At 44.2% G+C, this 25,809-nt stretch carries 26 protein-coding genes and 2 pseudogenes; 9 read left to right on the top strand and 19 right to left on the bottom strand.

The window, feature by feature from the left end; genetic code table 11:
- Nucleotides 1-841: 841 nt before the first annotated feature.
- Nucleotides 842-1,288, bottom strand: a complete 447-nt coding sequence (locus HUX64_RS13740) for a hypothetical protein (protein WP_174626790.1) — start codon at nucleotides 1,286-1,288, stop codon at nucleotides 842-844.
- Nucleotides 1,289-1,661: 373 nt separating this feature from the next.
- On the opposite strand from HUX64_RS13740, the gene HUX64_RS13745 reads away from it, so the two are divergent.
- The 8 genes from HUX64_RS13745 to HUX64_RS19810 all read left to right on the top strand — a co-directional run bounded on the left by HUX64_RS13745 (nucleotide 1,662) and on the right by HUX64_RS19810 (nucleotide 6,125).
- A complete protein-coding gene (locus HUX64_RS13745) occupies nucleotides 1,662-2,000 on the top strand; it encodes a hypothetical protein (RefSeq protein WP_174626791.1) in 339 nt (112 codons plus the stop codon).
- Nucleotides 2,001-2,176: 176 nt separating this feature from the next.
- Nucleotides 2,177-2,452 (top strand): type I restriction endonuclease subunit M, encoded by a 276-nt coding sequence (locus HUX64_RS13750; protein WP_246247032.1) that lies wholly within the window; start codon nucleotides 2,177-2,179, stop codon nucleotides 2,450-2,452.
- Nucleotides 2,453-2,684: 232 nt separating this feature from the next.
- Nucleotides 2,685-2,978 (top strand): hypothetical protein, encoded by a 294-nt coding sequence (locus HUX64_RS13755; RefSeq protein WP_174626793.1) that lies wholly within the window; start codon nucleotides 2,685-2,687, stop codon nucleotides 2,976-2,978.
- Between the two features lie 147 nt (nucleotides 2,979-3,125).
- Nucleotides 3,126-3,620: a JAB domain-containing protein gene (locus tag HUX64_RS13760; RefSeq protein ID WP_174626794.1), complete on the top strand. Its 495-nt coding sequence runs from the start codon at nucleotides 3,126-3,128 to the stop codon at nucleotides 3,618-3,620.
- Nucleotides 3,621-3,684: 64 nt separating this feature from the next.
- A complete protein-coding gene (locus HUX64_RS13765) occupies nucleotides 3,685-4,623 on the top strand; it encodes a tyrosine-type recombinase/integrase (RefSeq protein ID WP_174626795.1) in 939 nt (312 codons plus the stop codon).
- Nucleotides 4,624-4,852: 229 nt separating this feature from the next.
- Complete coding sequence (locus tag HUX64_RS19800) at nucleotides 4,853-5,230, top strand: hypothetical protein (RefSeq protein ID WP_246247033.1); 378 nt, start codon at nucleotides 4,853-4,855, stop codon at nucleotides 5,228-5,230.
- Nucleotides 5,230-5,805 carry a hypothetical protein gene (locus tag HUX64_RS19805; protein WP_246247034.1) on the top strand — a complete coding sequence of 192 codons (576 nt, stop codon included), beginning with the start codon at nucleotides 5,230-5,232 and terminating at the stop codon, nucleotides 5,803-5,805. Before HUX64_RS19800 ends, HUX64_RS19805 begins: the two co-directional genes overlap by 1 nt.
- Nucleotides 5,796-6,125, top strand: a complete 330-nt coding sequence (locus HUX64_RS19810; RefSeq protein WP_246247035.1) for a tyrosine-type recombinase/integrase — start codon at nucleotides 5,796-5,798, stop codon at nucleotides 6,123-6,125. The genes HUX64_RS19805 and HUX64_RS19810 overlap by 10 nt, the downstream gene beginning before the upstream one ends.
- Before the next feature lie 469 nt (nucleotides 6,126-6,594).
- Here the strand turns inward: HUX64_RS19810 and HUX64_RS13775 are convergent, their stop codons facing one another.
- The 18 genes and pseudogenes from HUX64_RS13775 to HUX64_RS13860 all read right to left on the bottom strand — a co-directional run bounded on the left by HUX64_RS13775 (nucleotide 6,595) and on the right by HUX64_RS13860 (nucleotide 24,725).
- Nucleotides 6,595-6,906 carry a hypothetical protein gene (locus tag HUX64_RS13775; RefSeq protein ID WP_174626796.1) on the bottom strand — a complete coding sequence of 104 codons (312 nt, stop codon included), beginning with the start codon at nucleotides 6,904-6,906 and terminating at the stop codon, nucleotides 6,595-6,597.
- A gap of 166 nt (nucleotides 6,907-7,072) precedes the next feature.
- Nucleotides 7,073-7,804, bottom strand: a complete 732-nt coding sequence (locus HUX64_RS13780) for a M48 family metallopeptidase (protein WP_174626797.1) — start codon at nucleotides 7,802-7,804, stop codon at nucleotides 7,073-7,075.
- Nucleotides 7,794-10,835: a type I restriction endonuclease subunit R gene (locus tag HUX64_RS13785; protein ID WP_174626798.1), complete on the bottom strand. Its 3,042-nt coding sequence runs from the start codon at nucleotides 10,833-10,835 to the stop codon at nucleotides 7,794-7,796. Before HUX64_RS13785 ends, HUX64_RS13780 begins: the two co-directional genes overlap by 11 nt.
- A complete protein-coding gene (locus tag HUX64_RS13790) occupies nucleotides 10,832-11,308 on the bottom strand; it encodes a PIN domain-containing protein (protein WP_174626799.1) in 477 nt (158 codons plus the stop codon). Before HUX64_RS13790 ends, HUX64_RS13785 begins: the two co-directional genes overlap by 4 nt.
- Nucleotides 11,305-11,580: a UPF0175 family protein gene (locus HUX64_RS13795; protein WP_174626800.1), complete on the bottom strand. Its 276-nt coding sequence runs from the start codon at nucleotides 11,578-11,580 to the stop codon at nucleotides 11,305-11,307. The genes HUX64_RS13790 and HUX64_RS13795 overlap by 4 nt, the downstream gene beginning before the upstream one ends.
- 144 nt (nucleotides 11,581-11,724) lie before the next feature.
- The gene (locus tag HUX64_RS13800; protein ID WP_174626801.1) at nucleotides 11,725-12,057 is read right to left on the bottom strand and encodes a hypothetical protein; all 333 of its coding nucleotides are present in this window, start codon (nucleotides 12,055-12,057) and stop codon (nucleotides 11,725-11,727) included.
- A 37-nt stretch (nucleotides 12,058-12,094) separates the two neighbouring features.
- Nucleotides 12,095-13,318 (bottom strand): restriction endonuclease subunit S, encoded by a 1,224-nt coding sequence (locus HUX64_RS13805; protein ID WP_174626802.1) that lies wholly within the window; start codon nucleotides 13,316-13,318, stop codon nucleotides 12,095-12,097.
- Nucleotides 13,309-15,714, bottom strand: a complete 2,406-nt coding sequence (locus HUX64_RS13810; protein WP_174626803.1) for a type I restriction-modification system subunit M — start codon at nucleotides 15,712-15,714, stop codon at nucleotides 13,309-13,311. The genes HUX64_RS13805 and HUX64_RS13810 overlap by 10 nt, the downstream gene beginning before the upstream one ends.
- A 47-nt stretch (nucleotides 15,715-15,761) precedes the next feature.
- Nucleotides 15,762-15,914 carry a hypothetical protein gene (locus HUX64_RS13815; protein ID WP_174626804.1) on the bottom strand — a complete coding sequence of 51 codons (153 nt, stop codon included), beginning with the start codon at nucleotides 15,912-15,914 and terminating at the stop codon, nucleotides 15,762-15,764.
- Between the two features lie 106 nt (nucleotides 15,915-16,020).
- Nucleotides 16,021-16,206 carry a hypothetical protein gene (locus HUX64_RS13820; RefSeq protein ID WP_174626805.1) on the bottom strand — a complete coding sequence of 62 codons (186 nt, stop codon included), beginning with the start codon at nucleotides 16,204-16,206 and terminating at the stop codon, nucleotides 16,021-16,023.
- A gap of 339 nt (nucleotides 16,207-16,545) precedes the next feature.
- Nucleotides 16,546-17,085 (bottom strand): terminase small subunit, encoded by a 540-nt coding sequence (locus tag HUX64_RS13825; protein WP_174626806.1) that lies wholly within the window; start codon nucleotides 17,083-17,085, stop codon nucleotides 16,546-16,548.
- A 385-nt stretch (nucleotides 17,086-17,470) separates the two neighbouring features.
- On the bottom strand, nucleotides 17,471-19,606 hold the full coding sequence (locus HUX64_RS13830; protein ID WP_174626807.1) for a bifunctional DNA primase/polymerase: 2,136 nt from the start codon (nucleotides 19,604-19,606) through the stop codon (nucleotides 17,471-17,473).
- Between the two features lie 432 nt (nucleotides 19,607-20,038).
- Complete coding sequence (locus HUX64_RS13835; protein WP_174626808.1) at nucleotides 20,039-20,224, bottom strand: hypothetical protein; 186 nt, start codon at nucleotides 20,222-20,224, stop codon at nucleotides 20,039-20,041.
- Nucleotides 20,225-20,362: 138 nt separating this feature from the next.
- Nucleotides 20,363-20,950, bottom strand: coding sequence for a hypothetical protein (locus HUX64_RS13840; RefSeq protein WP_174626809.1), 588 nt, complete (start codon nucleotides 20,948-20,950; stop codon nucleotides 20,363-20,365).
- Nucleotides 20,951-21,046: 96 nt separating this feature from the next.
- Nucleotides 21,047-22,300: a tyrosine-type recombinase/integrase gene (locus HUX64_RS13845; protein WP_174626810.1), complete on the bottom strand. Its 1,254-nt coding sequence runs from the start codon at nucleotides 22,298-22,300 to the stop codon at nucleotides 21,047-21,049.
- A 1,422-nt stretch (nucleotides 22,301-23,722) separates the two neighbouring features.
- Nucleotides 23,723-23,869, bottom strand: a pseudogene (locus HUX64_RS20485) (transposase); the annotation flags it as partial.
- Between the two features lie 15 nt (nucleotides 23,870-23,884).
- Nucleotides 23,885-24,265, bottom strand: a complete 381-nt coding sequence (locus HUX64_RS13855; protein WP_174626811.1) for a transposase — start codon at nucleotides 24,263-24,265, stop codon at nucleotides 23,885-23,887.
- Nucleotides 24,231-24,725 carry a helix-turn-helix domain-containing protein gene (locus HUX64_RS13860; protein WP_174626812.1) on the bottom strand — a complete coding sequence of 165 codons (495 nt, stop codon included), beginning with the start codon at nucleotides 24,723-24,725 and terminating at the stop codon, nucleotides 24,231-24,233. The genes HUX64_RS13855 and HUX64_RS13860 overlap by 35 nt, the downstream gene beginning before the upstream one ends.
- Nucleotides 24,726-24,928: 203 nt before the next feature.
- On the opposite strand from HUX64_RS13860, the pseudogene HUX64_RS20490 reads away from it, so the two are divergent.
- A pseudogene (locus tag HUX64_RS20490) lies at nucleotides 24,929-25,809 on the top strand (hypothetical protein); the annotation flags it as partial.

Here is a 25,809-nt window from a genome sequence, read left to right on the forward strand (position 1 = left end):
CGCCATGCCCCCTCACTCAAATTACTCGGGTAACGTTTTTTCCGTTTTTTGTGCTCATACTATTTATTTCATAATCAAAATTGATACCTTATGGGCGAAAAGATGAATTTCCAAACAGCTTCTTAGCCTTAGCTAAGGCTAAGTATGGTGGCCAAGCTGGAAAGGAGATTTCGTTTAGCTTAAAGACTCAGGGTCCGTGCGAGGAGCCAAGATGCTAATGAATATTAGGTAAGTACTTGAATGGCTGTAAAAATATGGTTTTTTAGGGGGAAAAACGAAGCGCTCATGTTTCGTATAGTTCACAGACTGATTATTTAGTAAGGTTTATATATCTCATAGGATGCAGGCTAGCGACTTTTAATAAGGTGGGTGGGAAGAAGGGATGACACCAAACTCTGAAGATCAGCACGACAATCAGGTTTTCTGGCCCTGAACTGTGATGCTTTTTACGTATGTTGAGGCAAAACCTTTAGCAAAGGTCAATTATTAACGAATCGATCAGTTTTTGCTTGCTGGTTTTATTAGGATCGCCAAATTTCCATTGGTTCGATACGTACAAAACCTTTCTCTGTATTTCAGCGAGTCCATTCTTTCGACGGTTTTGGAACACCTTCTCGGCTTGGGCGAATAAATCGTCGTTTTCAATGAATCCTTTATTTTTTAGTTCGTCGAGAAAGTAACGCAAGGACACAAGTGTACCCAGCCAAACAATTTTTTGATTAGAAGCGCCAAAACAGAATACTTTAATAAACTCGTTTTTAGGGATGTCTGCGATTAATTTATAGCGGATTAGCCTGTCTCTGATAGTTTCCAGATTTTCAGGTGTTGATGCCCATTTAAATCAATAACCGGTAATAGTTTCGACCTTCCTACTTTTAGCTGTTTGGAGACTCAACTTTATTTCCGCCAAATTCGTTTTGAGTTTTTCGATCCGCTGATCTCTAGAATTTACAGGCACGGGAAGATAAATCGGTTTCGCAAAAAAAGCATCGGCCCATTTTACAAAAAGTTCAGGCTTTATTTTTATATAAGGCCCGTCAACAATGCCTTCTATGTGATCGGTCAAGATATCATTTTTAAGGCACTCATAGATTTCATCCAATTCACGGGGGGTGTAAAAAGAGTCTTCAAATTTCTCATTGGGTTCCAAATCTAATAACACCGCTACGGCTTGGTGAAGAGTCCAAAGAGAATAAGAGCACCACCGCGACATATCGGCAGGAATTCGAAGGCCTAATGGATCCCGTTGGAATGTCAGATTGGAAATTTTATTAATCATTTCGTTCATGAACTTTTTTGCCTAAAAAATTGTAAAAAAAATGCATTTTTGGGTGCCTGAATAACTGAGCAATAGTCTGTGATTGTCAGTTTCTTATTAACAAAAATAAAAACCATCATATTCCAGAATTTGAATGTTCAGCAATTACCTTACGATTTATCAACCATACTATGTACCCTGATAATATTCAAATATGCGTAATGTGAAGAGGTAGATATTTTCCACTAGGTAATCTATTATATCAATATAATCAATAACTTATGCTTGAGATTCTCGATATGTTATATTATAATATATCAACGTTGATAAGTATGTCAATTAATCAACGTCATCCCCTCCATCGCCCCTGAATTCTTCACGCTGCCCGCCTAAGCCAGCCGCTTTGATCGCCGAGGCTTTCTCGTGCGCGAAGGTTTTTGGCGGGCCTGGTAGATTTTATCCCTTGTTGTTTATGGAGAGTTTTATAAAACTGTTTTCAACCCTGCCGCCAGTCCTGCACGTGCTGGCCAATTGTCTGTCAAGCACCAGCGAGACTTATCAGCCCTTATTAAATCAGCCGGAGTCGTATCACTGTGCCGAGGCCGGGCATAGCCTGCGTGTATTGTCAGAGCGGTACGCCCAGATCGTGATTGCCGCTATCAAGTATTCGTCCGGCCTCGAGGACGAGCTCGAAGAGTGGGACGACGAGGGCGACATGCCTGAAGAGGAAGATGTCGAGTAACAACGTAAAGTCATCCCGTGGTTATCACAGCGGCTTCGAAATAAGGCGGCAGATTGTCTATGACTGAAGGGTTTACCGCCCTCTATTTTATTTAAATCTTTTAGAACAGGAGAACCTCCATGAAAATCCCATCCGATTCAAACCACCCGGCGTTGCCGCGCTTTGAGCTCGGCGAGTTGTGTTACACCCCGGGCGCGCAAGAGGCCTTGCAGCGTTACCACGTTAATCCCTTCCAATTGCTTGCCCGTCATGTGCGGGGTGACTGGGGCGAGGTCTGCGCGGAAGATGCCCAGGCCAACGAGGATGCCCTACGGGAGGGCTCGCGGCTGTTATCGGCTTATATCCTGGCAGCGCCAGTAGCCGAGCATGAAGCCGTGGCGCCGGTCAAGCTGTGGGTCATCACCGAAGCCGACCGCAGCGTCACTACCTTGTTGTTGCCGGAGGAGTATTGATCAGGCCGTTCACAAACGTATTGGCTGAGGCTTTCATGGTCAGCTTAGAATCGGCCGTTAGAGTCAATCACCGTCATAGTCGTTCTCGTAATACGGGCTAAACCTTTAAGCCCAACCGCCCAGCCAAAGTCTTGACTTCTTTATCATTGACAAGCTGTAAACCTTAACAGACCCGCGCGATTAGCGCTTCTGCCTTTCTTATTTTGTTCATTCATCCTTTTGGAGAGCACCCATGACCCAGAAAAACGAAAAAGTGCCGGCAAATAAAGCCGATATTGACCCAGAAACTACACCGGCAAAACCGGTAGTAACCGCAGCGCTCCCGCCCGAGCGGATCAATAAACGCCGCGCTGTTCCAGGCAGTGCGGTCGACTGGTCGCCGGAGTTGATCGAGCTGGTCACAGAACTGCGCGATACCGTCAAACGCCTGGATCCCCGCAAGCATACGGCCAAAACCTTGCGCCGCGCCTTAACCAATGTGCGCGACATCCTGACGGATATCGAGGCGCTGGACATAGAAAGCTAAGCCCTTTTTTTCATTGACAGCTTTTTCTGTTCTTTCCTCTGTTGCTGACTATTAGGTTAGCTGACAGGTCTTTATAAACCCGGACGTGATTCGTTGATGGGCAGCCCGGCTCAGGCGAAGTCGCGTCCTTTGTTCGGAGAATACCCCATGACTCAGCCCTTTCAGGCGCACGAAACCCCGGGCCTTTTTCAGGTACTGCGGCCGGTGAGTACAGAAGAAATCCTGGCGATGGCCAGAAAGCTGATCCAGCGCCGGTTTGCCCGCGGTAAAGCCTTGACCACGCCCGCCCTGACGCGGGAGTTTTTAATGCTGGAGCTAGCGCTGCTGGAGCGCGAGGTGTTTTATTGCCTGTTCCTCGATAACCGGCACCGGGTCATCACCGCCGAATGCTGCTTCCAGGGCACCATTGACGGCGCGATGGTTTACCCCAGGGAACTCGTGAAGCGCGCCTTAGCACTCAACGCCAAGGCGCTGATCCTGGCCCATAACCACCCTTCCGGTTTGGCCGAACCGAGCCAGGCGGACCGGGCCATTACCCGCCGCCTGATCGAGGCTTTGGGTCTGGTCGAGGTAAAAGTGCTGGATCATTTTATTATTGGCGGCGCGGAACAGTTCTCCTTTGCCGAGCACGGGCTGTTATGAAGATCATGTTAATGCCTATTAACATCACGGCGGAATCAGGGTTTGCCTGCAAGGCGGCTGCGCTATGAATAACAAATCAACGTCACGCATAACACAACAACGTCAACAGTCGCACGCTTGCAACGCCTTGACGTTGTATCTCGATAATCTGGCGCCCAGCGGCCGACGGTCGATGCGTTCCTTGTTGCAACAGGCAGCCTTACTGAATAAATGGACGGGGCCTTTAGAACAGATGCCGTGGCTGACCTTGCGTTATGCGCAGGTCGCTCAAATTCGGGCCGCTTTACGCCGGACTGACAAAGCGCCCAATACCATTAACACCACCCTGGCAGCGCTTCGAGGCGTCCTGAAAGCGGGCTTTTTGTCCGGCCAGTATCCGGCCCTGGAATGGCAGCGGATTCAAACCATACCCCGCATGCCGGGAAAACCGTTGCCTGCAGGCCGACGCTTAAGCGCCAGTGAGGTCAAGCGCTTGTTGAAAGCCTGTGAAAACGATTCCAGCCACGGTTGCCGTGACGCGGCCATTATAGCGCTCTTGGCCTATGCGGGCTTGCGGCGCAGTGAAATTGCCAGTGTCAAGGTGGCTGATTACAGCCGCCGCAGCGGCCAACTCATCATTCGCGAAGGCAAAGGCCAACGTCAGCGTAAATTGGTGTTGCCGACAGCGGCCAGAACCTGGCTAAGGCGCTGGCTGCACGAGCGCGGGGCTGGGCCGGGTCCGCTGTTTTGCCGCCTGACGAAAAACGGCGAATGTGATTACAAGCTTCGCCTGAACGGTCAACAGGTTTACGGCCTGTTGCGGCGCAGGTCACGAGCGGCGGGCATTGCGCCCTCTTCACCGCATGATCTGCGCCGCACCTTCGTCACCCGTTTGCTGGAGCAGGGCGTTGATGTCAATACTGCCCGGCAATTAGCCGGGCATGAGCAGCTTCAGACTACGGCCTTATATGACCGGCGGCACCTTAAAAGCCAGCGGCAGGCGCTGGCGAATTTTCGTTTTTAACAGAGCTTTGCAAGCTTAAAGAATATCAAACACTTTCGGCAAAATCGGCAAATCGCCAATTGCACAGAATATTGTCATTTCAAAACGGCGAACCAAGGCGAAAAGAAAGGTAAAAAACATTTAAAAAACACCACAAAAAAAATGAAACAAAAAAACCGTAAAAACGCGGGTAACACGCATTTTTGAAAATAGTAATTGAACTGCACCTTAACTTTACCCGGTGCAGTTTATGCCCACAAAAACATTTAAAACTTCTAAAACATTCACCCCACTTCTGCCGCGCCTTATCCGCATTAAAGATGCGCCGTTTTATTTGGGCATGGATAAAAACCGTTTTAACCAAGAAGTCAGACCGCAGCTCACCGAGATGAAAATCGGCACTCAGGGCATCGCCTTTGATCGCCTTGATCTGGATGCCTGGGTCGATGACCTGAAAAGCCGCAGCGAACAACCCGATACACACCAACTGGAGAACATAGAATGGCAAAAAGATCACCGGGACTCACCAAAAGGAACGAACTCTGGCATATCAACAAAGTCATCAAAGGAAAGAGACTTTACGAAAGCACTGGCACTAGCGATCTTAAAGAAGCCGAACGCTACTTAGTGAAACGAATAACGGAATTCAGAGCACAGCTGATTTACGGTGAAAGAAAGTCATACACCTTCATTGAAGCGGCAACTAAATATCTTCAGGACGTAAAAAAGAAAAGCCTTGATAGAGATGCCGTGACGCTAAAGGCGGCAATACCGTTTATTGGTGACCTGCCTTTGGAACAAATCCATATGGGTACTTTGGAAACATTTATTTCGGCCAGAAAAAAGTCAGGACTCAAAAACAGCACTATCAATCGAGACCTAGCCATTATCAGTCGCGTACTGATTCTGGCTGCTCGCTTATGGCGGGATAAATTGGGCAATTCTTGGTTACTGGAACCGCCCCTTATTCAGTTTTTAAAGTCAGATAACCGAAAACCCTATCCTATTAATGAAGAAGAACAGGAGCGCTTGATGCGCGAACTCCCTGCACATCTACAGACTATGGTCTTGTTTGCCTTGAACACAGGGCTAAGAGAGTCGGAGTTAACCGGCCTGCGGTGGAGTGAAGAAATTCGGAACCTGAATATTTTATACTGCCCGGTCATCGGACTAAGAATAGCGAGGATCGCATTGTGCCTTTAAACACGACGGCAATGGCGATTATTGAGTCTCAACGAGGTAACCATGAGGCCTTTGTCTTTACTTTTAAAGGCAATCCAATTTTGCGCATAAATGGCCATGCGTGGCGCAAAGCCCGTATGCGCGCAAACTTGTGCCAATGCCGGGTTCATGATTTGCGTCATACCTTTGGCAGACGATTACGAGCGGCAGGGGTGAGTTTTGAAAACCGGCAAGACCTGTTGGGGCACAAATCTTCGCGGATCACGGATCACTATTGCAGGGCTGAAATTGAGGAGTTGAAGCAAGCTGTTGAGACTCTATGTCGCGTAAATCTCGCGTAACAAAGTTTATGGCATTAAAAAATCGGCTACGATATGAAGGTAACTTATTGATTTTTATGATATTAAGTGGTGGGCCGCATGCGATTCGAACGCATGACCATCGCATTAAAAGTGCATCACCAACGAATTGAAGCAACCTGAAGCTACACTTTACTCCTTATATATACACAGTTTCAAGTTGTTTCGATATTGCTTGATTTTGCCTTGCTATACTTTGACTGTTGCGCCTAAATTTACGCCTAGCTTTTTGCTGGATACAACCACTAAAGCCGGTGCTCCCGCCATTAATCAGTTTATGATTATGTATCTATGTATCAGGGCGGGATGCCTAATTTTATTTAACGGTGGTTTACAAAGATTCTTTTACACTCTCGGCCTCTCTACGGGCTTTTTAAGTATCTCGGTAGCAAGAACCTATTGATGTCGGGTCTTTTTTTCGCGGGTATTAGGGTGATATTAGGGTTATTCATTACATCATAATTAGTTGCCCCAGGATGTCCTGGTACGCTTCCGTTCTCGCCATCTTGTTGTTCGACAGTTTGTTGATCTCTCCCATCGGGTTCGAGTCCAGCCAGTCCTTTGGTGGCGGGTAATTCATTTCTTTGGCCTTTGCCAGTATCAACTGCATTAGCGCGTCCTTGTCCTGCCAGTAATTCTCCCTTACCTCCGCGAGTTCCTTCTTGCTTAACCAATCCTTGTTGTTCATTTGAAACTCCAGATTAATTAGGCGCTTTGCCAGTAACGTTACCAGTTGTTGTTTTGGTTCTATGTTTAGTGCCATCGACTTTCTCCAATTTATATAACTAAAATTTCAGATTGCAGTTATATTTATAATTCATTGTAAGTAAAAGACTAAAACCGATATTTTAGACAAAATGGCCATAAATTTGTCGAGGAACAAGGCGCATCATTCGCGATTAATGCACTTCCTTCGTCAGTACAATTTATCAATAACTCCAATCCGCATAATTCAACACAAACTGGTTCAGCTCATCACGATAATTACGCCATTGCGGCATAAACTTATCCATATGGGTGGTAAATTTATCATTATGATGTTGCTCTAATAAATGCACCATTTCATGAACAATAATGTATTCCAGACAGTTCTCAGGCTTTTGAGCCAAGTCCAGGTTTAACCAGATACGGCGGGCGGCAATACTGCACGTTCCCCACTTGGTTTTCATTTGCTTGACGCCCCATTCACGAACGTCTACACCAATAACTGCCTGCCATTTATCAATAAGTGCGGGTATTTGCTCTTTTAGATGTTGCCGATACCATTCTGCCATTACTTTCTGGCGTTTTTGTTCAGAACTCCCCGCATGCACATAAAGGTCTATATGGGTTTTATTACGAATGGCTACTTTAGGCGCAGTATTGTGATAAATGACATTTAATAAATACCTCTGCCCTTTCAGGTAATGGCTTTCGCCTGAAACATATTGCCGTTTGGATTGCCGTTGTTGCCCTTCAAACTGAGCAACCTGCTTTTTTATCCAGGCCATTTTAGAAATGACCATCAAACGCACCGCATCATCTGATACCTTTAAGGGCGCGGCCACACGCAGCCGACCATCGGGAGGATAAACGCCAAGGTGCAGGTTTTTTATGTCTTTCCTGACAATATTAACCACCCATTTACCCACGGTAATTTGATGTGAAGATTCAGTAATCATTCTGATTTTTTACCAACTCAAATATGTATTCAGTTTTATCTTCTGTAACGTGGTCTTTAACGACTTTTCTAACTGCCCTCGTTTTGACTGGATTATCTCGCCAATCGGCTTTTTTAACGTTTCTTATCGCTTCATCAAGTTCTAACGCCAACGCTTCGTTATTGTCCAGATTGTCATACAAGGCTCTCTGCGCGTTAGTGACCAGTGTTTCAGGACGCGGCGTATCGTTGCCATTTGTTTGCTCAGTCTGTCGGGCCAAATCAACCAGTTTCTTTAAATAGGCGCCATAACTCAGTTGTTTTTTCTTCCAAGCGATAATCAGATCATCCAACAGTCTCGACATTTTTTCATAATGCCTGGGGTTAGTCGGGTTCTTGTCGACAATCAGCTTGCGCATATTATTTTCAATCGTTTCCGCGACAGCCTCTTTGTCTTTACGAATAGACGGGGGCAAATTGTTAACTGCGGATTCACCTTGTTTAACCAACATCTGCACTAAGGTCAGATCATCAAAGTTAGTGATGACTTCGCTGTCTTCGGCTCGAATATAGGTATCAATCAAATAGCGCATTTCCGGTTCATACTGTTTTAAATCGGGCGCATCACCGCTCGTCAGTTTAATATCCGTACTGACCGCCTCATAATGCTTAACGTCTGTTTTTATTTGCGCGGCTTCATGGGGGCTATAACCGGCTTCAAGCATTTCATTAGCCAGTTCAGCATAAGCGCGCATTAACGAGCCAGTGTGCTTATAAAGGCTCAAGCGTTTAGGCTCATTGTCTTTAACCTGATTATCTTCGGCAAGATTGTTGCCACAAAAATAACGACGATAATCTTCGGCGGCATAAGGAGGAGCAACCGGCTCACACAAAGCTTTTACAGCTTCTAACGCCTTATCCAGATGTTCACGGGCTTGCTTGTACCTGTTTTTTAACAAACCCTTAACATCTTCAGGTTCGTAATCCTTAAAAGCATCCTGCGTATAATTGCCGACCGCTTTTTCAAGACTTTTAAATGAATCCTTGTAATCAATGATGTAACCGAAATCTTTATCATCACCATCCAGGCGGTTGACACGGCAGATTGCCTGAAATAAACCATGATCCTGCATGGTCTTATCAATATAAATATAAGTCGCTGGCGGAGCGTCAAATCCGGTCAGTAATTTATCAACCACAATCAGCAACTTCATTTTTGCTGGCTGTTCGATAAATTGTTTTTTTACCTCATCTTCAAAAACTTCTGACTTTTTACCGTTCAGCATTTTGTGATAAACATCATATTGCCAGCGATTTTCTGTCTTGGCTTTGTCTCCCAGCGCTTCACCTTTTATATCGGCAAGTTTAGGTGCGTAAGAGGTGATAATCGCGCATTGAGTAAAGCCTGCTTGTTGAAACAACTCATAGTATTTACAGGCTTCATAAATACTGCCCGCTACCAACATTGCATTGCCTTTGCCGCTTTCCAGTCGTGGTTTACGCGCCATATCCAGGATAATATCGGCAACGATTTTGCCGAGTCTGTCTTTAGAACTCAGCACCTTTTGCAAGGTTCCCCAACGTAGTTTTAGCTTTGTTTTGGCGGACTCGTTTAAACCTCTGGTTTTGGCTTCAAACCATTCATCTATTTTTTCCCTGGAACCCAAGTTTTGCTCAACCTTACGCGCCTCATAACGCAAGTCCAGCACTACGCCATCAGTCACCGCTTCATCAAACTTATAGGTGTGGATATATTTGCCAAATATCTCGCGGCTTTTTTGTTTATCTTTTTTAAGTAGCGGTGTGCCGGTAAAACCAATAAATACGGCATTGGGTAACAGTTGCTTCATGGCTTTGTGTAAATCACCCGATTGCGTCCGATGACATTCATCAACAAACACATAAAGATCACCCTTGGCTTTAAAGTTACTCGGCAAACTGGCTTTGAGCTGTTCAATAAATTCATCATAATCAGTCTTGGTCTTGGTTTTACGCCCAAACTTATGAATCAAAGAACACAGTAACCACGGATTCGTCGCATTAAGCCGGCTGGCTAAATCCTGACTGTTTTTAGTGCGATAAATTACTTCATTGACCCCTGCAAACACGCCCCCGATTTGTTTATCCAGCTCAATTCGGTCGGTCACGATCAGCACCCGCGCATCAGGGTTAAAGCCTCTGATCCACTTGGTCAGCCAGACCATGGTTAAACTTTTACCGCTGCCCTGGGTATGCCAGATAATGCCGCCTTCACGGCGACGGATAAATTGCTGGGCGGCTTTAACGCCAATATACTGATGCGGACGCGGAAGTTTTTTAGTGCCGCCATCAAAAACAACAAAATCATGCAGTAACTCAATCAAGCGGCTTTTATTGCACAGTTGCAGTAAATGCCGCGTTAACAAGTTTTCATGTTCAGAGGGTTCTTTCCAGGTCAAATAATATTTTTCTAGTGTTTCTATCGTGCCGTAACGAACGCCTTGCCCGTCATTACCTGCCATCACCAGTTGAATGGTGGCAAAAAAGGGCTTAATAAAAACCGACTCCTGATTATCCAGATTTTGCCGTATGCCCTTAGCTACTGATTGCGTGGCTTTTTTTAGCTCTAAAACGCCCAGTGCAATACCATTGACATATAACACCAGATCGGGGCGTTTAATGTTTTCGCCTTTAAAGGCGACTTCTTCGGCAACGGCAAAATCATTGTTTAGCGGCTTATTCCAGTTAATTAGCTCAACGGTTTTGGTCAGCTGATGGGTCTCGTCCAGCTCTTTAATGCCGTAACGTAACGCCTCATAAACGGCTTTATTGTTTTCGTACAGGCCTTTGCTTTGGTCGGAGACCAAGGCGGTAAATTTTTTCAGGGCGCGGTCAATCAGCACGTCACTATAACGTTGTTGCCTTAGTAAAAAACTCCGTAACCGGTCTTCTTCAATTGGACTGCTACGCTGTTGGTCCCGCCAATCACCTAAATAGCCATAGCCCAGTTGTTCTGTAAACAATGTAATGACGCGGTTTTGAGTCATGCGTTCAGCTTCGTCGATGTCACTCATAACTCGCCAGCGCGTTCTAAAAAGGTTTGATAGACGTTATTTGAATACCAGCGTCCTTTAATGATCATTTCATCCAATAATGGTTTTATTTCGCTGATAATGTTTTTCTCTTTGGCTTTAAGCAAAATTGACAGTGTGCGGATTGTTTTTAGTCCGGCATTATTGGCAAATTTATAGCCAAGATTTTCATCAATAACGACAAAATCAGCGTCAATCTCTTTAGCTAAAATAATGGTTTCTGCTTCGCCCGAATCCAGCTGGTTGAGTAATAGTTCTTTGTATAAATAGCCTTCAATTTTTTGCACTTCAATAAAAGGCCACTCTATTTCATGATAAGCATGGCTTTGTTTGGCTTTTATTTCCTGATAAACCGCCTCAGCAATAATAATTTTGCCGAATAGTTTTTCTAATACAGGTAAATGGTTTATAGAGGCTAAGGAAATAATAGGGGTCGTATTAACAACCACTTTCATGGCACCAACTTAACGTCGGCAAAAATTTCATTCATTTCATCAGCGTTGTAATCAAAAACAGGTTCTTTTTCCAGTTTTAGCTTTTCAATAAAATCAAGCTTGCTATAGCCTGCCAGCTCTGCCGCCTTGCCTAATGACAAGCGGTTTTTTCTGTAAAGCATTAACGCGGATAAAAAGCGCAGGTCTTGAGTAAATTCTTCCTGGCTTTCCCGTAATGACAGCAATAAGTTTTCTTTTATTGAAAATGAGATGTTAATTGTTTTTTCTAACATGATTTCCCCTTGTTTTTACATGACTCTTAATTTTAGGCGAATTTACTCGATTTATATCACGGGTCAGTATGGGTTACATCAGGTCGAAAATCATTGCTATTGTCTTCGAGTGAACCGCCAATAATGACAGGCTTTCATTGTGATTTACCAGTTTTCTGTTCGATTGGCTGCCACGCTTGCTCTTGATACGACTTCTTCAATAATAAGCTGAGTATAAGCATTTAAAATTTCTTCGTCTGATTTTACAGTGCGGGGCGGTTTTGCATTTTTCCATTCAGCAAATAGTAGTTGTTTATCGGCATCGGAAAGTTTATTAATGACTCGATGGGCAATATTTTCAAACTCTGATTGCCAGTAATAATGAGGCTGAAATCCGTGGTCAAAAATTTCTCTTTTAAGTTCCCACCAAATATTTTTATTATGGTGGGTTACGGTATTAATCGCTGTTTTTAAGATTTTCTTTTCATTTCTAGTCATATTTTTTCTGCTTAAAACAGTCTGCCTATTGTAGTGCTCATATCAAGCGCGTTCTGCCGGTAAGCAATGCCTGCATCATGCCTTGTTTGATAGCGCGGGTTTTGTCGCGGCGCGCTTCGATAGCGGCGATTTCTGCATCCATGTCGGTGAGGATTTGGGCGATGGCGGTTTGTTCATCTATTGGCGGAAGGGAAACTTCCAACAGGAATGCATCTTTTTTTGAGATTTCGAGAAACGTGGAGCCGATAGCCTTCTCCACTATTCGCGCCTTCATCGTGAGCAGCAGGTAGTAGAGATATTCGTTGCTTACGTCTTTGCCACAAATCAACGATTTGAAGCCTTGGTTAGTGCATATCGCGCCGGTGGCTATCTTGATCTCGCCGATTGTTGCACGGCTGCACAAAAGGAGAGCACCAGCGGGAAGTAGGCGAGCGGAACAATTCGCTAAGCCGACGCCTGAGATTGTCCTTGCAGTTTCGGATAAGTATTTCCCAGCAGTTCCCGTGATGTCAGTGGGTGTACACCACTTGATGTCTCCGTCCCAATACGCAGAAACGCCTGTTTTCGGTGTCCCGCCGCTCACAATCTCGACCACATCCCCCAACCTTTTCACCTGCCACTCCCCACTGAACCCCGGCAGGCGTTTTTTGCCGGAGAGCAACTGCTGCATCGCGCCTTGTTTGATGTGGCGTTTCTTGATGATGAGTTGCTCCAAAGATTCGATGAGGGCATCCGCATCGCTCAACGCCTCGGCGATGGCTTCTTGTTCTGGGCGTGTAGGAAGAAGAAATTCTATTTTCTTGAGGTCGGGTAAAGAAATGCCCTTTACAGTGCTACCGCTCCCCATATCATCAATTATTTTCTCATGATATTGAAACCAATAATGAAGAAATTGAGTCTTTAGCACTGGCTTTAGGAAGAGAGCCTTGAGGTCTTGGTTTATTGCAACATCCACTTCGTAGACGGCAGCTTTACCAAGCGCCATTCTTGTTGAGGTAATAAGCGTTCCCTTTGGAATCAAGTGCGATGCACTGTTTTGTAGACCTGTTCTGGTAATCGCTTCTTGTGAATGGCGTGGATTGAAAGTTGCGAAGTCCTTCACCGTCACCCAAGGAATCTCTCCCCCCCAGTAATGCTGGATTGAGCGGCTAGGAGTTCCACCCCCAACAATCTTTTCAATGACTTCCCCAAGTTGTTTTACATCCCAATCTTCTAAAATCACCCCCGCCTCGGTCTGCTTGTACCCCGGCCTCAGTTCCATACGATCCCCATTTTTTTCAGGTGTTCGTCCACGCTGGCGGCGAGGGTTTCCACTTCATTAATGTAAGCAGGTAAAGGCATGGCAAAGCGTTCGGCTAACTGGGTGATGCGCCCAGTCAGACGTTGCGATAATCTGTCCATTTCTGCGTGAACAGCCTCGGCAATCGTAGTCATCCATTTATCATCGACGACCAGGGTTTTTATTTCATCTTCGGATAGAGTTGGGTATCTGGTCAAAACAAGATTATCGAGCGCTGCCGTGGCTTCTCTTATCTGTTTATTGACTTTAGTTTCTTGTTCAAGCAATTTCAGGTAGGCATTTAGTTGTGTTATCTCCTCAGCATCTAACTCAGTTATTGGGTTTTTAAGCCGTTCGGTGATGCTGGCTTTGCTTAATTTGCCGCTGTCGGTGATCGCTTCAGCGAATAAACCGTCTTCGCCGCCGTGCTCTTCCTGTAGCTCTTCCATTTGCCGGACTATCTTTTCTTTGCTGATTTCCTGGGCGTCAATTGCGGCTTGTTCTTTTTTAAAGTAACGGTTAATCATTAACGGCTTGGGGATTAACTCGCAGATTATTTCGCTGACTTTGCCGCTCTTATTCAGCACATGGGTTAATTCTGCCTTCCAGCCGCCTTCGCTGATCAGGTAAATATCATCTTTCATGGATTCCAGCCAGTAAGTCATTAACGACTGGTAAACGTCATATTGATCTATCAACGGTGTGTTAGCAAACGCGGCGAGTAAATCTTCTGATAACGGGTGAATAATGTTTTTCGGTTTGCATTGCGCTTGCAGCGCCTTTAAAAAAATCGTTTGCCGTGTTCGCCATTCGCTAAAGGTGTTTTGTATTTGCCGGCTGTAGGCGGCAAATTCCGGATGCTGATAAATGGTGGTTTTTATCTCATTTTCAGCGGTATTAAGCTGGCTATAGCCGGGGCGGTTGCTGGCGGTAAATAAATCAGCGCGTAGTGTCGGGCAAACCGCCCAATAATCGTTAAGCGCGTCTATATCGCTGTCGGGTATGCCGCCTAACAGGTGCGCTTCTATATCTTGTTGGTCTTCGGGTTCCTGGCTGTTGATGTAGCGCGGTATGTTGAGGTTGTAGCCGTTGCCTGCGATTTCATCCAGGGACACCATGCGCGCATAACGCGGTGTTTCGATTTGTTTGTTAAATACATCGACAATTTTATGGATGTCCTGTTCGCGCAGGCGGTTTTTATCACCGTCTTTAATAAAGTCTTTGCCCGCGTCGATCATGAAAATACCTTTGCGAGCGACTGCGTTTTCTTTGTCGATAACAATAATGCAAGCGGGGATTCCGGTGCCATAGAACAAGTTGGCGGGTAAACCGATAATGCCTTTTATGTAACCTTTGTTGATCAGGTTTTCACGGATTCGCGCTTCCGCATTGCCTCTGAATAAAACCCCGTGCGGTAAAATAACCGCGCCTTTGCCGTTGGGCTTAAGGGAGCGAATGATATGCAGTAAAAACGCATAATCTCCATTTTTTTCGGGCGGGATTCCGAAGCTAAACCGGCTATAGTCATCATCCGCCGGATTGATGCCGTGACTCCATGATTTGGTCGAAAAAGGCGGATTGGCAACGGCAAAATCAAAGGTTTTCAGGCTGCGTTGTTTGTCTTTAAAGTAAGGGCTGGTCAGGGTGTCGCCATTGGGTGCTATTTCGGCATCTTCATTGCTATGCAAAATCATGTTCATTTTGCATAAGCCGGTGGTGGCATTGTCTTTTTCTTGTCCGTAAATGGATAGGCCTCGGTCAGCCTCATCCGCCACTTTCAACAGTAACGAGCCGCTACCGCACGTCGGGTCGTAAACTGATTTTTCCGGCTTGGTGTCATGCGTTACGCCAACAATTTTAGCAACCACGCGCGACACTTCGGCCGGCGTGTAAAATTGCCCTTTGTCTTTGCCTGATACACTGGCAAAGTGGCGCATTAAATATTCGTAAGCATCACCGAGTATGTCATCCCCATCGGCGCGGTTCTTACTGAAGTTAAGGCTTTCGTTTTCAAAAATGGCCACGAGATTGGATAGCCTGTCCTGCATTTCCTTGCCTTTACCCAGCTTGTTTTCATCATTAAAACAGGCAACGGTAATTACGCCATTAAGATTATTGACTGCGGCTAGTTTGGCAATAATGATGTCAATTTTTTCGCCGATGTCTTTTTGCCCTTTTAAGGCCGCCATATCTTTAAAGCTACCGCCTTCAGGCACTTCAATCGGCCCATCTTTAACGCCCGAATATTTGTCAGACACATATTTAACAAATAACAGTACCAGTATGTAGTCTTTGTATTGTGAGGCATCCATGCTGCCCCGCAGTTGATCGCAACTGCTCCATAGAGAGCTGTAAAGTTCGCTTTTTTTAATGGCCATTTATTTTCTTAACTGTCCCGGTTGATGGTTTTCGATTTTGTGCTGAATTATAGAGGGTGATTAGTTTTATTTACCTGCTGTATTTTCCAAAACAAAGCCACACAAGCATTCAGCCGCCAGATTTGAGTTTCTCCGAGGGCTTTAACGTCCTTGTACAGTTCGTTATCCAGCATGGCTTGGTTATTTTTTAGCCAGTGCATCGCATAAATGTCCCTGTTGCAGGATAGCGAGTTTATTTTGTATTGTTCTGGATATTTCCAGCATTAAAGAGGGTTGTTCTGCCTTATGGATTTCATCTTGGCAGTATTAAATAAAACCATAAAAAATTCCAACGGTTGATTCCAGTCTATAAGATATTCTTCTATAAATGCCTGCCTCATGAAAACCATAGGGTAATGTTAGTATAAAAGCCTTGTCATTATCTTGTTTCCTTCCATTTTCTTTTGGGGAATTTTGCTGTTTCTTTTGCATTGTATGCAGTTCTGTATGCAATTAATTGTCTCTTTTTATTCTCTTTTCAATCAGTGCCTACAACGGACTATTAATGAGTGGTTATGACGCAATTAAGCAATATTTGACGGATTAGTTAGTATTGATTACATGAGTAGACAAGCTCTTGCGTATTGACTGAACTACGGCGGGCAATTGAAGCCCGTTAGTCGTAGCAAGCGCAAGAGCCTGTTCTTTAACCATTTTATTAGTGCGATTTTTTTAAAAATTATTTTGAAAGGTCTGTAGACTCCATGATATGTACGCGCTAAAGGGTCGGCTATATAGGAAAAAATGGGGGTATAGGGGTGGACAATTGGATGGAGTGGGAGGGTATTAGGCCTATCCTGTTTGAAGAAGCGCCGTTATTTGGCTATCCCCTCCGGAAATCAACTTTACATCTCTCTTCAATCGTTCAGCAATTCGCCCCGCCGCCTCCATTAGATCAGCCTCGGACATTTGATTTATTTTGAATTGTAGTGGATTATCTTTATCGCCCGACAAAATGATTTTGTCAAAACCAAGTATTTTAGATTTGCCCATGGTCGCCGTAATCATTGCTGAAGGCTGTCGTGTCAATAAGGCCAGTTGACGCGCCTGCTCCAGCTCTTGTAATAGATCATCGGCTGTAATGGCGTTTTTCTCTGCTATAGCGGCTTGTAATTCACTTACCCTAGCCCTAACCTTACTGTTTTTCATTAACTCGCTTGCACGGCTGTGTATCGTCGCGGGTTGCATATTTTCCGAATTATAGGCGACTCTATAAGCCTCAGATTGATTGCCACACATCACAAGCTCTTGACAAAACTTCTCTTGCTTAATTTTTAACATATGTTTATTTCCTTTTAAAATACACACTCGACAAGGTTCAAAATCTGCCATCCGGCTTAACTTTGATCTCGTTTGTAATAATGAGTTGTGGGTGCAATTCAACCAACTGTTTGCAACTCCATTTTAACCAGGCAGTTTGTGTTGATTCTTGATCTTTTGATAATAAATGCATTCAGTTTCCTGGTGATCTTTTTAGTCATTGGCGTATTTTTATGAGTTTTTAGGGGGATTAGAAAAGTATAGTTTTTTAAAGTTTTTAGAGAATTTAGAGAAACTAAGCATTAACAGTACTTGCAGAGGAAATACCATCCCTACCCAATAGCTAATGTCACCGAAAGCCTGGCTAGAAAAGCCAATGCACACGCTTACCCAAATTCCTGTTTTTCTAAACTTCCTAAATTTCCAGTTTTTCAAAGACACCCTTCGTTTTTCACTCTTAGCCCTGTTTTGCTGTTCGATAATCTCCTACAGTTGTTACTAAAATGGGTTTAGCAGGTGTTAGCAAACAGTAATTCTTGGCGTTTTTATCACCCTTGGTGACTTGCCACCTATGGCCACATTCCAGCGATTTTCCTGTGTGTTCATTAAGCACACTTGACAGTTTAGATTTACTGATACCAGAATCTTTATGGGCTACTTCCAGTAAATCAGTTTTGAGTGTGTGGCCCAGCTCGATTGCCTCAATAATGGCATCAATAGCGGTCTTGTTTTTGTTGAGCTTGTCGTCTATCGCTTTCCCTTTTCTCGCCTGTTCTACTGCTTCTTCGTCTAATACCTCAACTGAATCAAGTAATTCATTGTAAGTCTGTCCCTCTTTTACTGCGTAGCTGTAGGCGATCTCACGGCAGACATCACCACGGCTTTTGATGTTCTCGAATAAAACGCGCTTCTTGCTACCATGCGCCTCTACTTCGTCCAGGGTATAGGCGCAATCAACATCATCAACAATGTCAGACGTACCACAAAAAATCACCTTTCCCTCACCATTCCTGTTCTTATTTGTGTGAGCCAAAAGAATTAGCGTTCCTCCATTAGCTACAAATTCCCTTCCACCTCTCATAAAGTCACTGGCTGTTTTTTTGTCCATCAGGTTTGTGAACTTTTTCAATGTATCCAGAATGATTATCTTTCCTGATGCTGATTCTTCCTTAACCATCAGCTGCATATATTCAAGCAATCGCGTGGATTCAAAATCGCAATGCCCAGGTGCTAACATTTTGAATCCATACTGTTCTGCTAATTTCAATTTTTGGACAACTCCTTTGTAACTATCGTCTGCGTTTATGTAAAAAACATCATCACCTTTTATCGCCTTGGATATGATTGCCTGAATTAATAGCCATAAAATTAACAAAGTTTTGCCCGTATTAGGTTTCGCATAAATTGCCGTTGCTTGTCCCAATATAGCGATCCGGGCGAGTACAAATTCATCATCAAGCATTTTTAATTCCATAGTTTTTGAATTACCATTGAGTGAAAAGGTATTAAGGCTAAATGGTAGTGGGGTTTCTACTCTGCTTATGGACTTAGATTGATCTTGGTATTTTCTTATGTGGGCTATGTTGCTTTCATGCTGTTGTGGCTGTTGTTGTCCTTTTTTAGCCTGTTCCTGCATGAACAATCGCTGATTATGTTTAGTAATCTCAGGATTCCAGGCAAGAGCCTTATCCCAATTCCCCCCATATTCAATCACACGGTAACAATCAAACATATCATGGGCAAAGCCATCATTGAGAACATCACCACTATGAGAATAAACGCGCTCAATACCGTCCAAACAATTTCGCATGATTACCACACCTGGAGCTTTAGATGAGCTACCGGGACGAATGAATCTATCTTTGCCAACAGATTTATAACCATTTCTGATTAGCACATCAGTCATACTATAAGACTGGTTAAATTCTTTTATAGGGTCACGTCTACCGTCTAAGTGTTCGCCTTGCTGTGGCTGTTGTGGTGCGATTTCAGGCGGTTCAGGATCGATACCCAGAGCAGAATCAAAGCAAGCTTTCCAGTCGTCCCAGAAACACAATATATCCTGTAAAACAGCTGGTGCTTCTGGGATTGCAGCTGGATTTCCGATTAATTGATACTCACCCCCTTCGGGATGCTTACCGTAAATAACATCTTGGCAATTGCCGGTACGTAATTCAAAGATAACCTTGCCTTTATGCTTGAATTGATGAAGTCCAGTGTCATCAAAGCCCGTTGGTAGTTTGAACAACAGCTTACCGTGGTTCGCTTTAGGGCTTTTAATCTCGACGCGCAAATCATTTTCTAACCAAGCCAGTAGTTCTAAGTCGGTAGTGTCCTCAAATACTTTACGCGTCAGTGCCACATCATCCATATCAAGCGCCAAGGTATGACTAGCGCCATGATAAAGCCCAAAATTGAAGCCATTGCAGTTGGTAAAATCAGCCGCGTTATTACTATAGCCCTTGGGATTATTAGCGTTTCGCTGGCGGTTCCAGCCTTCGTAGTTCGGAGCTTTGGTCGGTTTGCCGCTTTTGGGGGGAATTGCAACCAATGACAAACCAGCATTACATAATAGTTCAATGAGTTCTAACATAGAGAACTCCCGCCAATTGAGAGCGATACAGTCAATCGAATAAATTCAGCCTTTATGCAAAAAGCAATTGTGGTAAAATAAATTTGTAAGGTATGAAAATTGGCCGCTTTGGTATTAGAGTACCAAGCGGTTTTTTTATCTTCGTTCATTTAAAGTCCTTTCGTCATCTCGACGATAGTTGTTGGTGTGCCGTTCTGTCGGGAGCGGTTGTTTCTTTCGAAAATCTTTTCATAATCGCCTCAGTTTATTTGGCGCTTTTTCCCGTTCGAGTTTGCCCGTCGAATTGAAGTCTTTTGATTAAAATAGGGGAAATTGCGCCTAAATTTACGCCTAATTGATTACAAGCCCCATGTAATAAGGCTTTGCACCGCATTTGTTATGCGATTCAATCAGAAAGCTGTGCGTCGATGCACTCAGCCAGCACTTGGGTATTTACAAAAAGATTTTTGCCGACCTTACGGAAGGCTCTGGCAAGTCCATTGTGGTGACGTTGCTTGACAGCCCACGCCCAGCTTTTGACGCTGTCCAGCTTTTGACGCTGTATAGGTGCGGGAAGCGCTCAGGAATAGATTGATAGGGAACGATGTCGTTCAGTGATGTTGTTGCTTGTGTTTGCATTGCTTCACCCTCCTTGCGGGTTGTTTGTGACTACAATGCAATATTAATAGATTGATTTAATTCATATAATTGTCTAATAGCAATATAACAGTGTCTAGATGCTAAGTAACAATGCAATACTGCAATATCGCATGAAAATTATTTTTCGCTGGGTAGCATTTCAATTAAGCGCCGATCATTAACCTTAATTCCTGCTCTATTGGCTGCGGCTTTTCTAGCACTTTGTAGCGTTCTATGCTTTGGAATTTCTTCTGCGAAATACAGTTGAGCAAGCGCCCATTGTTGTTGTTTTGCTGCTGATCTATTTTTTGTCCCTGTTGTATATTTTTCTAGTTTCTTGATTTGATTTTCAATCTTACTTTTTTGAAATTTAATCATCTCTTCTTTAATATCCCTACTTATATCAGAAAACTTAAAACCTAAATCAGAAAAAACTTTTACAGCTTCGTACTGCTTAATTTCCAGATTAAGAAAGGCAATTGTTAAATTTGAAATTTCATTTTCAGTTTTTAAGATTTCTATGTATTCGCTAAGCAAATCAATTAAAGCGGCATCCGGATATGTAGCGTTCTGCTTTTCATCGAGTATATTTTTCGCAGCGTTAAGCTGTTCATCAGCTTGAATTATTAGTTCTTCGAATCTTTTTTTTAACCCTGCAAAATCCCTAGAAAATTCGGATTCTATGTTATTTCTAAATACTTCAATTTGCTTTTGAAGATCTTTCACTAAATGCGCTCCATTAAAGTGCAAGTCATTAAGAATAGTTAGCCAGTCAGGTAATGACTCCGCTTTTCTCCGACGGGATAGACTGGCAAAAATGAATTATAAGCTAAATGCTTGCGCTAATTCATCTACAATCAGGCGTTTTTGGTCACGGCCTTGATGTATATAGCGCATCGTGGTTTGTATGCTCTTATGGCCTGCCAGCTTGGCAATTTGATTGATCTCTTTGCCGGAGTCGGACAGCGCCGAACAGAAGCCATGCCGCAAGCAATGGAAAGTGAATTTTTCCAACTTGACGCTGCTATCCGCATTAAGTATGTCTTTTTCAGAAATGTCCGCCATTCTTAATGCTTTGCTCCAGGCTTTGCGGAAATCCATTGACTGACTGGGTTTTTCCTCGGAAGGGAATATCAAGCCTGTGTCGACTTCTTGAAAACGTTTCAACTCCATCATTACGACCGGTGCAAAGTGAAGTTCCCGGCTGGAGCCGTTTTTGGTATTGCCTAAATAGCCCGTATTGTCTTTAAAACTCACATCGCCCCAGCGCAAGTTCATTAATTCACCTTTACGCGCTCCAGTGGTCATCGCCATCAGTACCAACAGATAAAGCTTATCCCAGTGCGATTCCTGACAGGCTTTGATTAATCTCTGCCGCTCGTCGTCATTTAACACCCGATCCCGGCGCTTGGTATCATCATCAATGACGACATTACGAACGATGTTGACATCAACGTAACCACGGCTCAAGGCGAACTTAAAGACGCTGGATAACACAGCTTTCTTGCGGTTGATGGTCGTGGCGCGTTGGCCTTCATCCGTCATGCTGTCGATATGTTCGCGAAGATCGAAAATATCAATGTCGGTCATAATGCGGTCGCCGAATACTTTGCACCAGTAATCAATCCGCTGCATCTGGCCTTGATAATCTTTCTTGTTCCAGCGTGACAGGTATTCATTGCAGACTTCACGAAAGGTTTTATAGCGTATGCGTTTACCGGCTTGCAAAAACAGCTCAGCACCGCCCATACATTCAATTTCTTGTGGGGATAGTTGCAGTAAATCTTTTTTGCTTAGGGCATTGATGGCTTCTAACCGGGTCTGATTACGGAGTGCAAATAGATCAACGCCTAACTGCTTGAATAATTCCTCGCCGCCCATGCCATCAATATCGGCCTCGGACAGCGCCAGCAATTGCACTTGATCCAGATTAGGAATGGTTTTGATATTGTGTTCGATTTTATCCGCCCAGATTTGAGCGAATGCTTGGGAAGAGAAGGTTTTGTTTTTGACGATGCCTTTCATGCGAACATCTGCACGAAAGTTGCCACTTGATAATGTGCGAATGTAAGCCATTATGCAATTCCCCCAAACGTAAGGAATTGATAACATTTTCCAAAAGCATTAGCTATCGAACTGGTATCAAATTGAAATAGTTTTTTGTGGGTGCAGCCAAATAATCGACAATGATTGCCAATCAAATATTGGACTATTTTGGAGTTTTTTAGGATCATTACGCCACCTCATTGAGCAAAACAATGCAGAAGTGCGCCTAAATTTGCGCCTAACTGCGGTTATGTTGCTTCAACTCGACGGGCAATCTTGTTGATTTCTTTGTAATTCAAATACTTAAGTGGTGGGTCGCATGCGATTCGAACGCATGACCATCGCATTAAAAGTCCATAGCTTACTACTTTAAACTCCTTTTATCTCCCTATAATCAATAGGATAGCATAAGTTGAGAGTAGTTCCAAGTCGTTGTGCTTTGCTTTAAGGTGTTGATTGATTTTTGACGGTGCGTATTATTTGTGCACTAAAATGCGATGTTTAGCATTGATTTGAAGCGGTACCACGGTTTCGCCTAAGCGCCCATACGATGTTTTAGCAGGGCTTGAAAAGATCACACAGGCTATGGCTTATGATCCCTTAAAAAAGGCAGCTGCCCGGACTATAGTAGTTACAGTTAATACGGAAACGTTTGGAGCCTTCTTTACTATGTCGTGGAAACCAGTAGTACTGCATCAGTAATACAGCTAACAATAGGCGGGATTTAATAATACGGCTATTTGCAAAATCGGGTAGGGTAAAACGAAATCTCATCATAGCGAAATTATTCTGATTTGTGCAAAACTGGGTTGATTCACTGATTTTAAAATTATGCCGATTTGTGCAAAATCTGGTTGGAATAACCGCCGAGAATGATCATTTTAAATGTGGATGATACTTAATTCTAAAGTCTCAAAGGAAACGAAAGCGGACGTTCAGAACTGAATAATAGCTAACTATTGAAAGGTAAAGCCCGACCCAAAACTGCCTTTCATAGCAACTGTTTTCTCGACTAGTTAGAGCTAGATAACAGACGGTCGTTATCGGCGAGTTTCGGTTGTTGTCCTGAAGGGAAAATTGCAATAGATCAGAATCATTGCTTGTAATGCATAGGGTATAAAGATGGGTGCTTGGGGCGTTGGAAAACTGCAAGACAACACGGTTTCGGACGTTATTGGATTCGTCAACGATCGCATCAAGAACGGTGAATCCGTTGCCATCGCGACTGACTCTTGTAATGGTTTAATTAACCAGGACACATCTAGAGGCAAATTTATAATGTCACTAAGAGCCTGTCGGACAAGTTGCATATCCTGATCATTGTTTTGCCAATAAGTATTTTTGACGGCATCAATTCTTCTGTTTGTTAACCGAATATCTCGACTTCACATTGAAATAGCCTAACAATCTCAATTCTGCCCAGACAAGCGTGATTTCTGGTTCTTTGCCCCGCTATCCTGCCGCCAACACATGCATCCGTTTTAAATTGAAGGCCATCGTCCCGAACTTCCATTCACCCGCTACGGCGTTGAGGCCTCTCAGCGAGAATTGACGAAAGCCCAGCACCTGCTTAATGATTCCAAATACCGGCTTAACCGTGCTTTTGCGTTTACCTTAAAGCGCACCACCACTCTGGGTTTTGAGTTTCCAGTCCATTTTGACCAGCGTATCAGCCGTTTCAGGTTCCGGCGCGTCGAGCCTCAGGCACTGTTCCAGTGGCAGGTGATGGGCTTCGCGGCCGCATAGGATGAGTGGTGTAATCTTCTGCTTCATACAGGCCTGGATATTATTGTTACTGAAATAGTCATAGTCGGCCAGCAGTGTTTCCGGCTTGCCGAAATTGTCTTGCAAAGCCTTCAGTTGGCTCAACATCGGCTCGACTTGCTGCTTATCGTTAGTGTATTGGGTGAGCAAGACGGTGATGATCAGTATGCTGTCGATATCGACGGCAGCTTGTGCATTATAGCCTTGTATGAAGCCGTCGGCGCTCGGCATGATGCGCGATTCTTCGCCGGTAAGGTTGATCTGGGCTTTCGCTTGGGTGCCGGTTTCTGGAGACTTCGGTTCTTTGCCTCGCCACATAGCCCAGCTCCACCATACGCTGCCTCAGCAAGCGTAAGGTCCAGCGACTACGCACGTCAGTCGCGTTCGTGCCGGCCAGCGCGATCAGATGCGCTTCAGTCTCGCCGTCAATCACCCGACTTCTGACCCGCGGCGGTTTGGCCCGGTTGAGCGTCGCCTCCAACCCTTCTGGTACTAAATGCTGCCTGACGCGTTCAACAGTGCGCGTTGAAAGGCCTAAGGCTTCACCGATTTCGCTATCGGTCCTTTTTTCGCCTGCGTCACTGACATCGGCCTTGAGCAAAATTTGGGCATGAAGCCTTTTGTGCGCCGCTGCTTTTCCCTTGTAAATCACATCTTCTAAAACTGTACTCTCTTCATTCGTGAACCGCATTATGTATTGCTTAGCCAAACCAACACCCTCATCACGTAAATTCCTTTACAGGGTGGGTACTTATCCCACACATCAAGATTGACTGAGTACTAGTTCTGTTTGGTTATCATATTCAATGAAAATATCTGACAGCGCCTCGATTGCTAAACTCCTATACTTGTTTTAATGAAAAAGCACTTCAGCAAAATCTATGGATCTTCATTATGTCAGATAAAAAAATAGCTATTTTAATCTCTGTTATTCCTAAGCTAAACCTAGCGTTTCAACAAAATTCCTTACCCTTAATCACAGAAATTGAGTTAAGGAATTATAGCGATCAGAGTTTTCGTGATCTTGAATTAGTTTTAACCAGCACGCCCGGTTTTCTTATTGAGCGAACTTGGTTCATCGATAAGCTTCCCGCTGATACGCAAGTGATTTTAGAGGATATCAGAGTTGAGCTAAATGCCGATTTTTTGCGTGCTATTCACGAATCACTACAGGGTGAAATGACGTTTTCCCTAAGGTCAGGAACTGAATTACTTGATACTAAAACTAAAAAAGTTGAATTATTAGCTAAAGATGAATGGGTGGGCACACGGATATTGCCAGAAATTCTAGCGGCCTTTGTACAGCCTAATGATGCAGCGGTTCAAGCTATTTTACGCGATGCGTCAAAGATGCTTGAGGCCGGTGGTCAGTCAGCTTCGATTGAAGGCTATCATTCCAATAGTCCCCGACGCGTAGGGACTATTGTCAGTGCATTATGGAGTGCAGTATGTAAATTAGATCTCAGCTATACAACCCCGCCAGCTAGTTTTGAAGCAGAAGGACAGCGAGTACGCTTACCTTCAAAAATTGCAGAAACCCGTCTGGCAACGTGTTTGGATACTTCGTTATTGTTTGCATCATGTCTTGAGCAATCGGGTTTAAATGCGTTAATTATCTTTACCAAAGGTCATGCATTTACTGGCTGCTGGCTAAGAAGCTGTTTGGAAATTATCGCGTCAAGCCAAACGATTCACCATGATGCGAGTCATGGCGATGTAAATCCAAGCTTCGTCGATGCGAGTCAGTCGTTCGTAGGCTTTACTGAGACGACGCG

It is taken from the genome of Candidatus Methylobacter favarea (assembly GCF_902806695.1).
Taxonomy (GTDB): Bacteria; Pseudomonadota; Gammaproteobacteria; order Methylococcales; family Methylomonadaceae; genus Methylobacter_B; species Methylobacter_B favarea.

Bases quoted from the DNA above. Each gene is read 5' to 3' on its own strand.
- HUX64_RS13790 (WP_174626799.1), bottom strand. From the start codon at position 11,308: ATGAAAGTGGTTGTTAATACGACCCCTATTATTTCCTTAGCCTCTATA.
- HUX64_RS13755 (WP_174626793.1), top strand. From the start codon at position 2,685: ATGACCCAGAAAAACGAAAAAGTGCCGGCAAATAAAGCCGATATTGAC.
- HUX64_RS13775 (WP_174626796.1), bottom strand. From the start codon at position 6,906: ATGGCACTAAACATAGAACCAAAACAACAACTGGTAACGTTACTGGCA.
- HUX64_RS13855 (WP_174626811.1), bottom strand. From the start codon at position 24,265: ATGCCGAGCGCCGACGGCTTCATACAAGGCTATAATGCACAAGCTGCC.
- HUX64_RS13805 (WP_174626802.1), bottom strand. From the start codon at position 13,318: ATGGAACTGAGGCCGGGGTACAAGCAGACCGAGGCGGGGGTGATTTTA.
- HUX64_RS13810 (WP_174626803.1), bottom strand. From the start codon at position 15,714: ATGGCCATTAAAAAAAGCGAACTTTACAGCTCTCTATGGAGCAGTTGC.
- HUX64_RS13780 (WP_174626797.1), bottom strand. From the start codon at position 7,804: ATGATTACTGAATCTTCACATCAAATTACCGTGGGTAAATGGGTGGTT.
- HUX64_RS13835 (WP_174626808.1), bottom strand. From the start codon at position 20,224: ATGCAAACACAAGCAACAACATCACTGAACGACATCGTTCCCTATCAA.
- HUX64_RS13860 (WP_174626812.1), bottom strand. From the start codon at position 24,725: ATGCGGTTCACGAATGAAGAGAGTACAGTTTTAGAAGATGTGATTTAC.
- HUX64_RS13830 (WP_174626807.1), bottom strand. From the start codon at position 19,606: ATGTTAGAACTCATTGAACTATTATGTAATGCTGGTTTGTCATTGGTT.
- HUX64_RS13785 (WP_174626798.1), bottom strand. From the start codon at position 10,835: ATGAGTGACATCGACGAAGCTGAACGCATGACTCAAAACCGCGTCATT.
- HUX64_RS13740 (WP_174626790.1), bottom strand. From the start codon at position 1,288: ATGAACGAAATGATTAATAAAATTTCCAATCTGACATTCCAACGGGAT.
- HUX64_RS13815 (WP_174626804.1), bottom strand. From the start codon at position 15,914: ATGCACTGGCTAAAAAATAACCAAGCCATGCTGGATAACGAACTGTAC.
- HUX64_RS19800 (WP_246247033.1), top strand. From the start codon at position 4,853: ATGCCCACAAAAACATTTAAAACTTCTAAAACATTCACCCCACTTCTG.
- HUX64_RS13760 (WP_174626794.1), top strand. From the start codon at position 3,126: ATGACTCAGCCCTTTCAGGCGCACGAAACCCCGGGCCTTTTTCAGGTA.
- HUX64_RS13765 (WP_174626795.1), top strand. From the start codon at position 3,685: ATGAATAACAAATCAACGTCACGCATAACACAACAACGTCAACAGTCG.
- HUX64_RS13800 (WP_174626801.1), bottom strand. From the start codon at position 12,057: ATGACTAGAAATGAAAAGAAAATCTTAAAAACAGCGATTAATACCGTA.
- HUX64_RS13825 (WP_174626806.1), bottom strand. From the start codon at position 17,085: ATGGCAGATTTTGAACCTTGTCGAGTGTGTATTTTAAAAGGAAATAAA.
- HUX64_RS13795 (WP_174626800.1), bottom strand. From the start codon at position 11,580: ATGTTAGAAAAAACAATTAACATCTCATTTTCAATAAAAGAAAACTTA.
- HUX64_RS13845 (WP_174626810.1), bottom strand. From the start codon at position 22,300: ATGGCTTACATTCGCACATTATCAAGTGGCAACTTTCGTGCAGATGTT.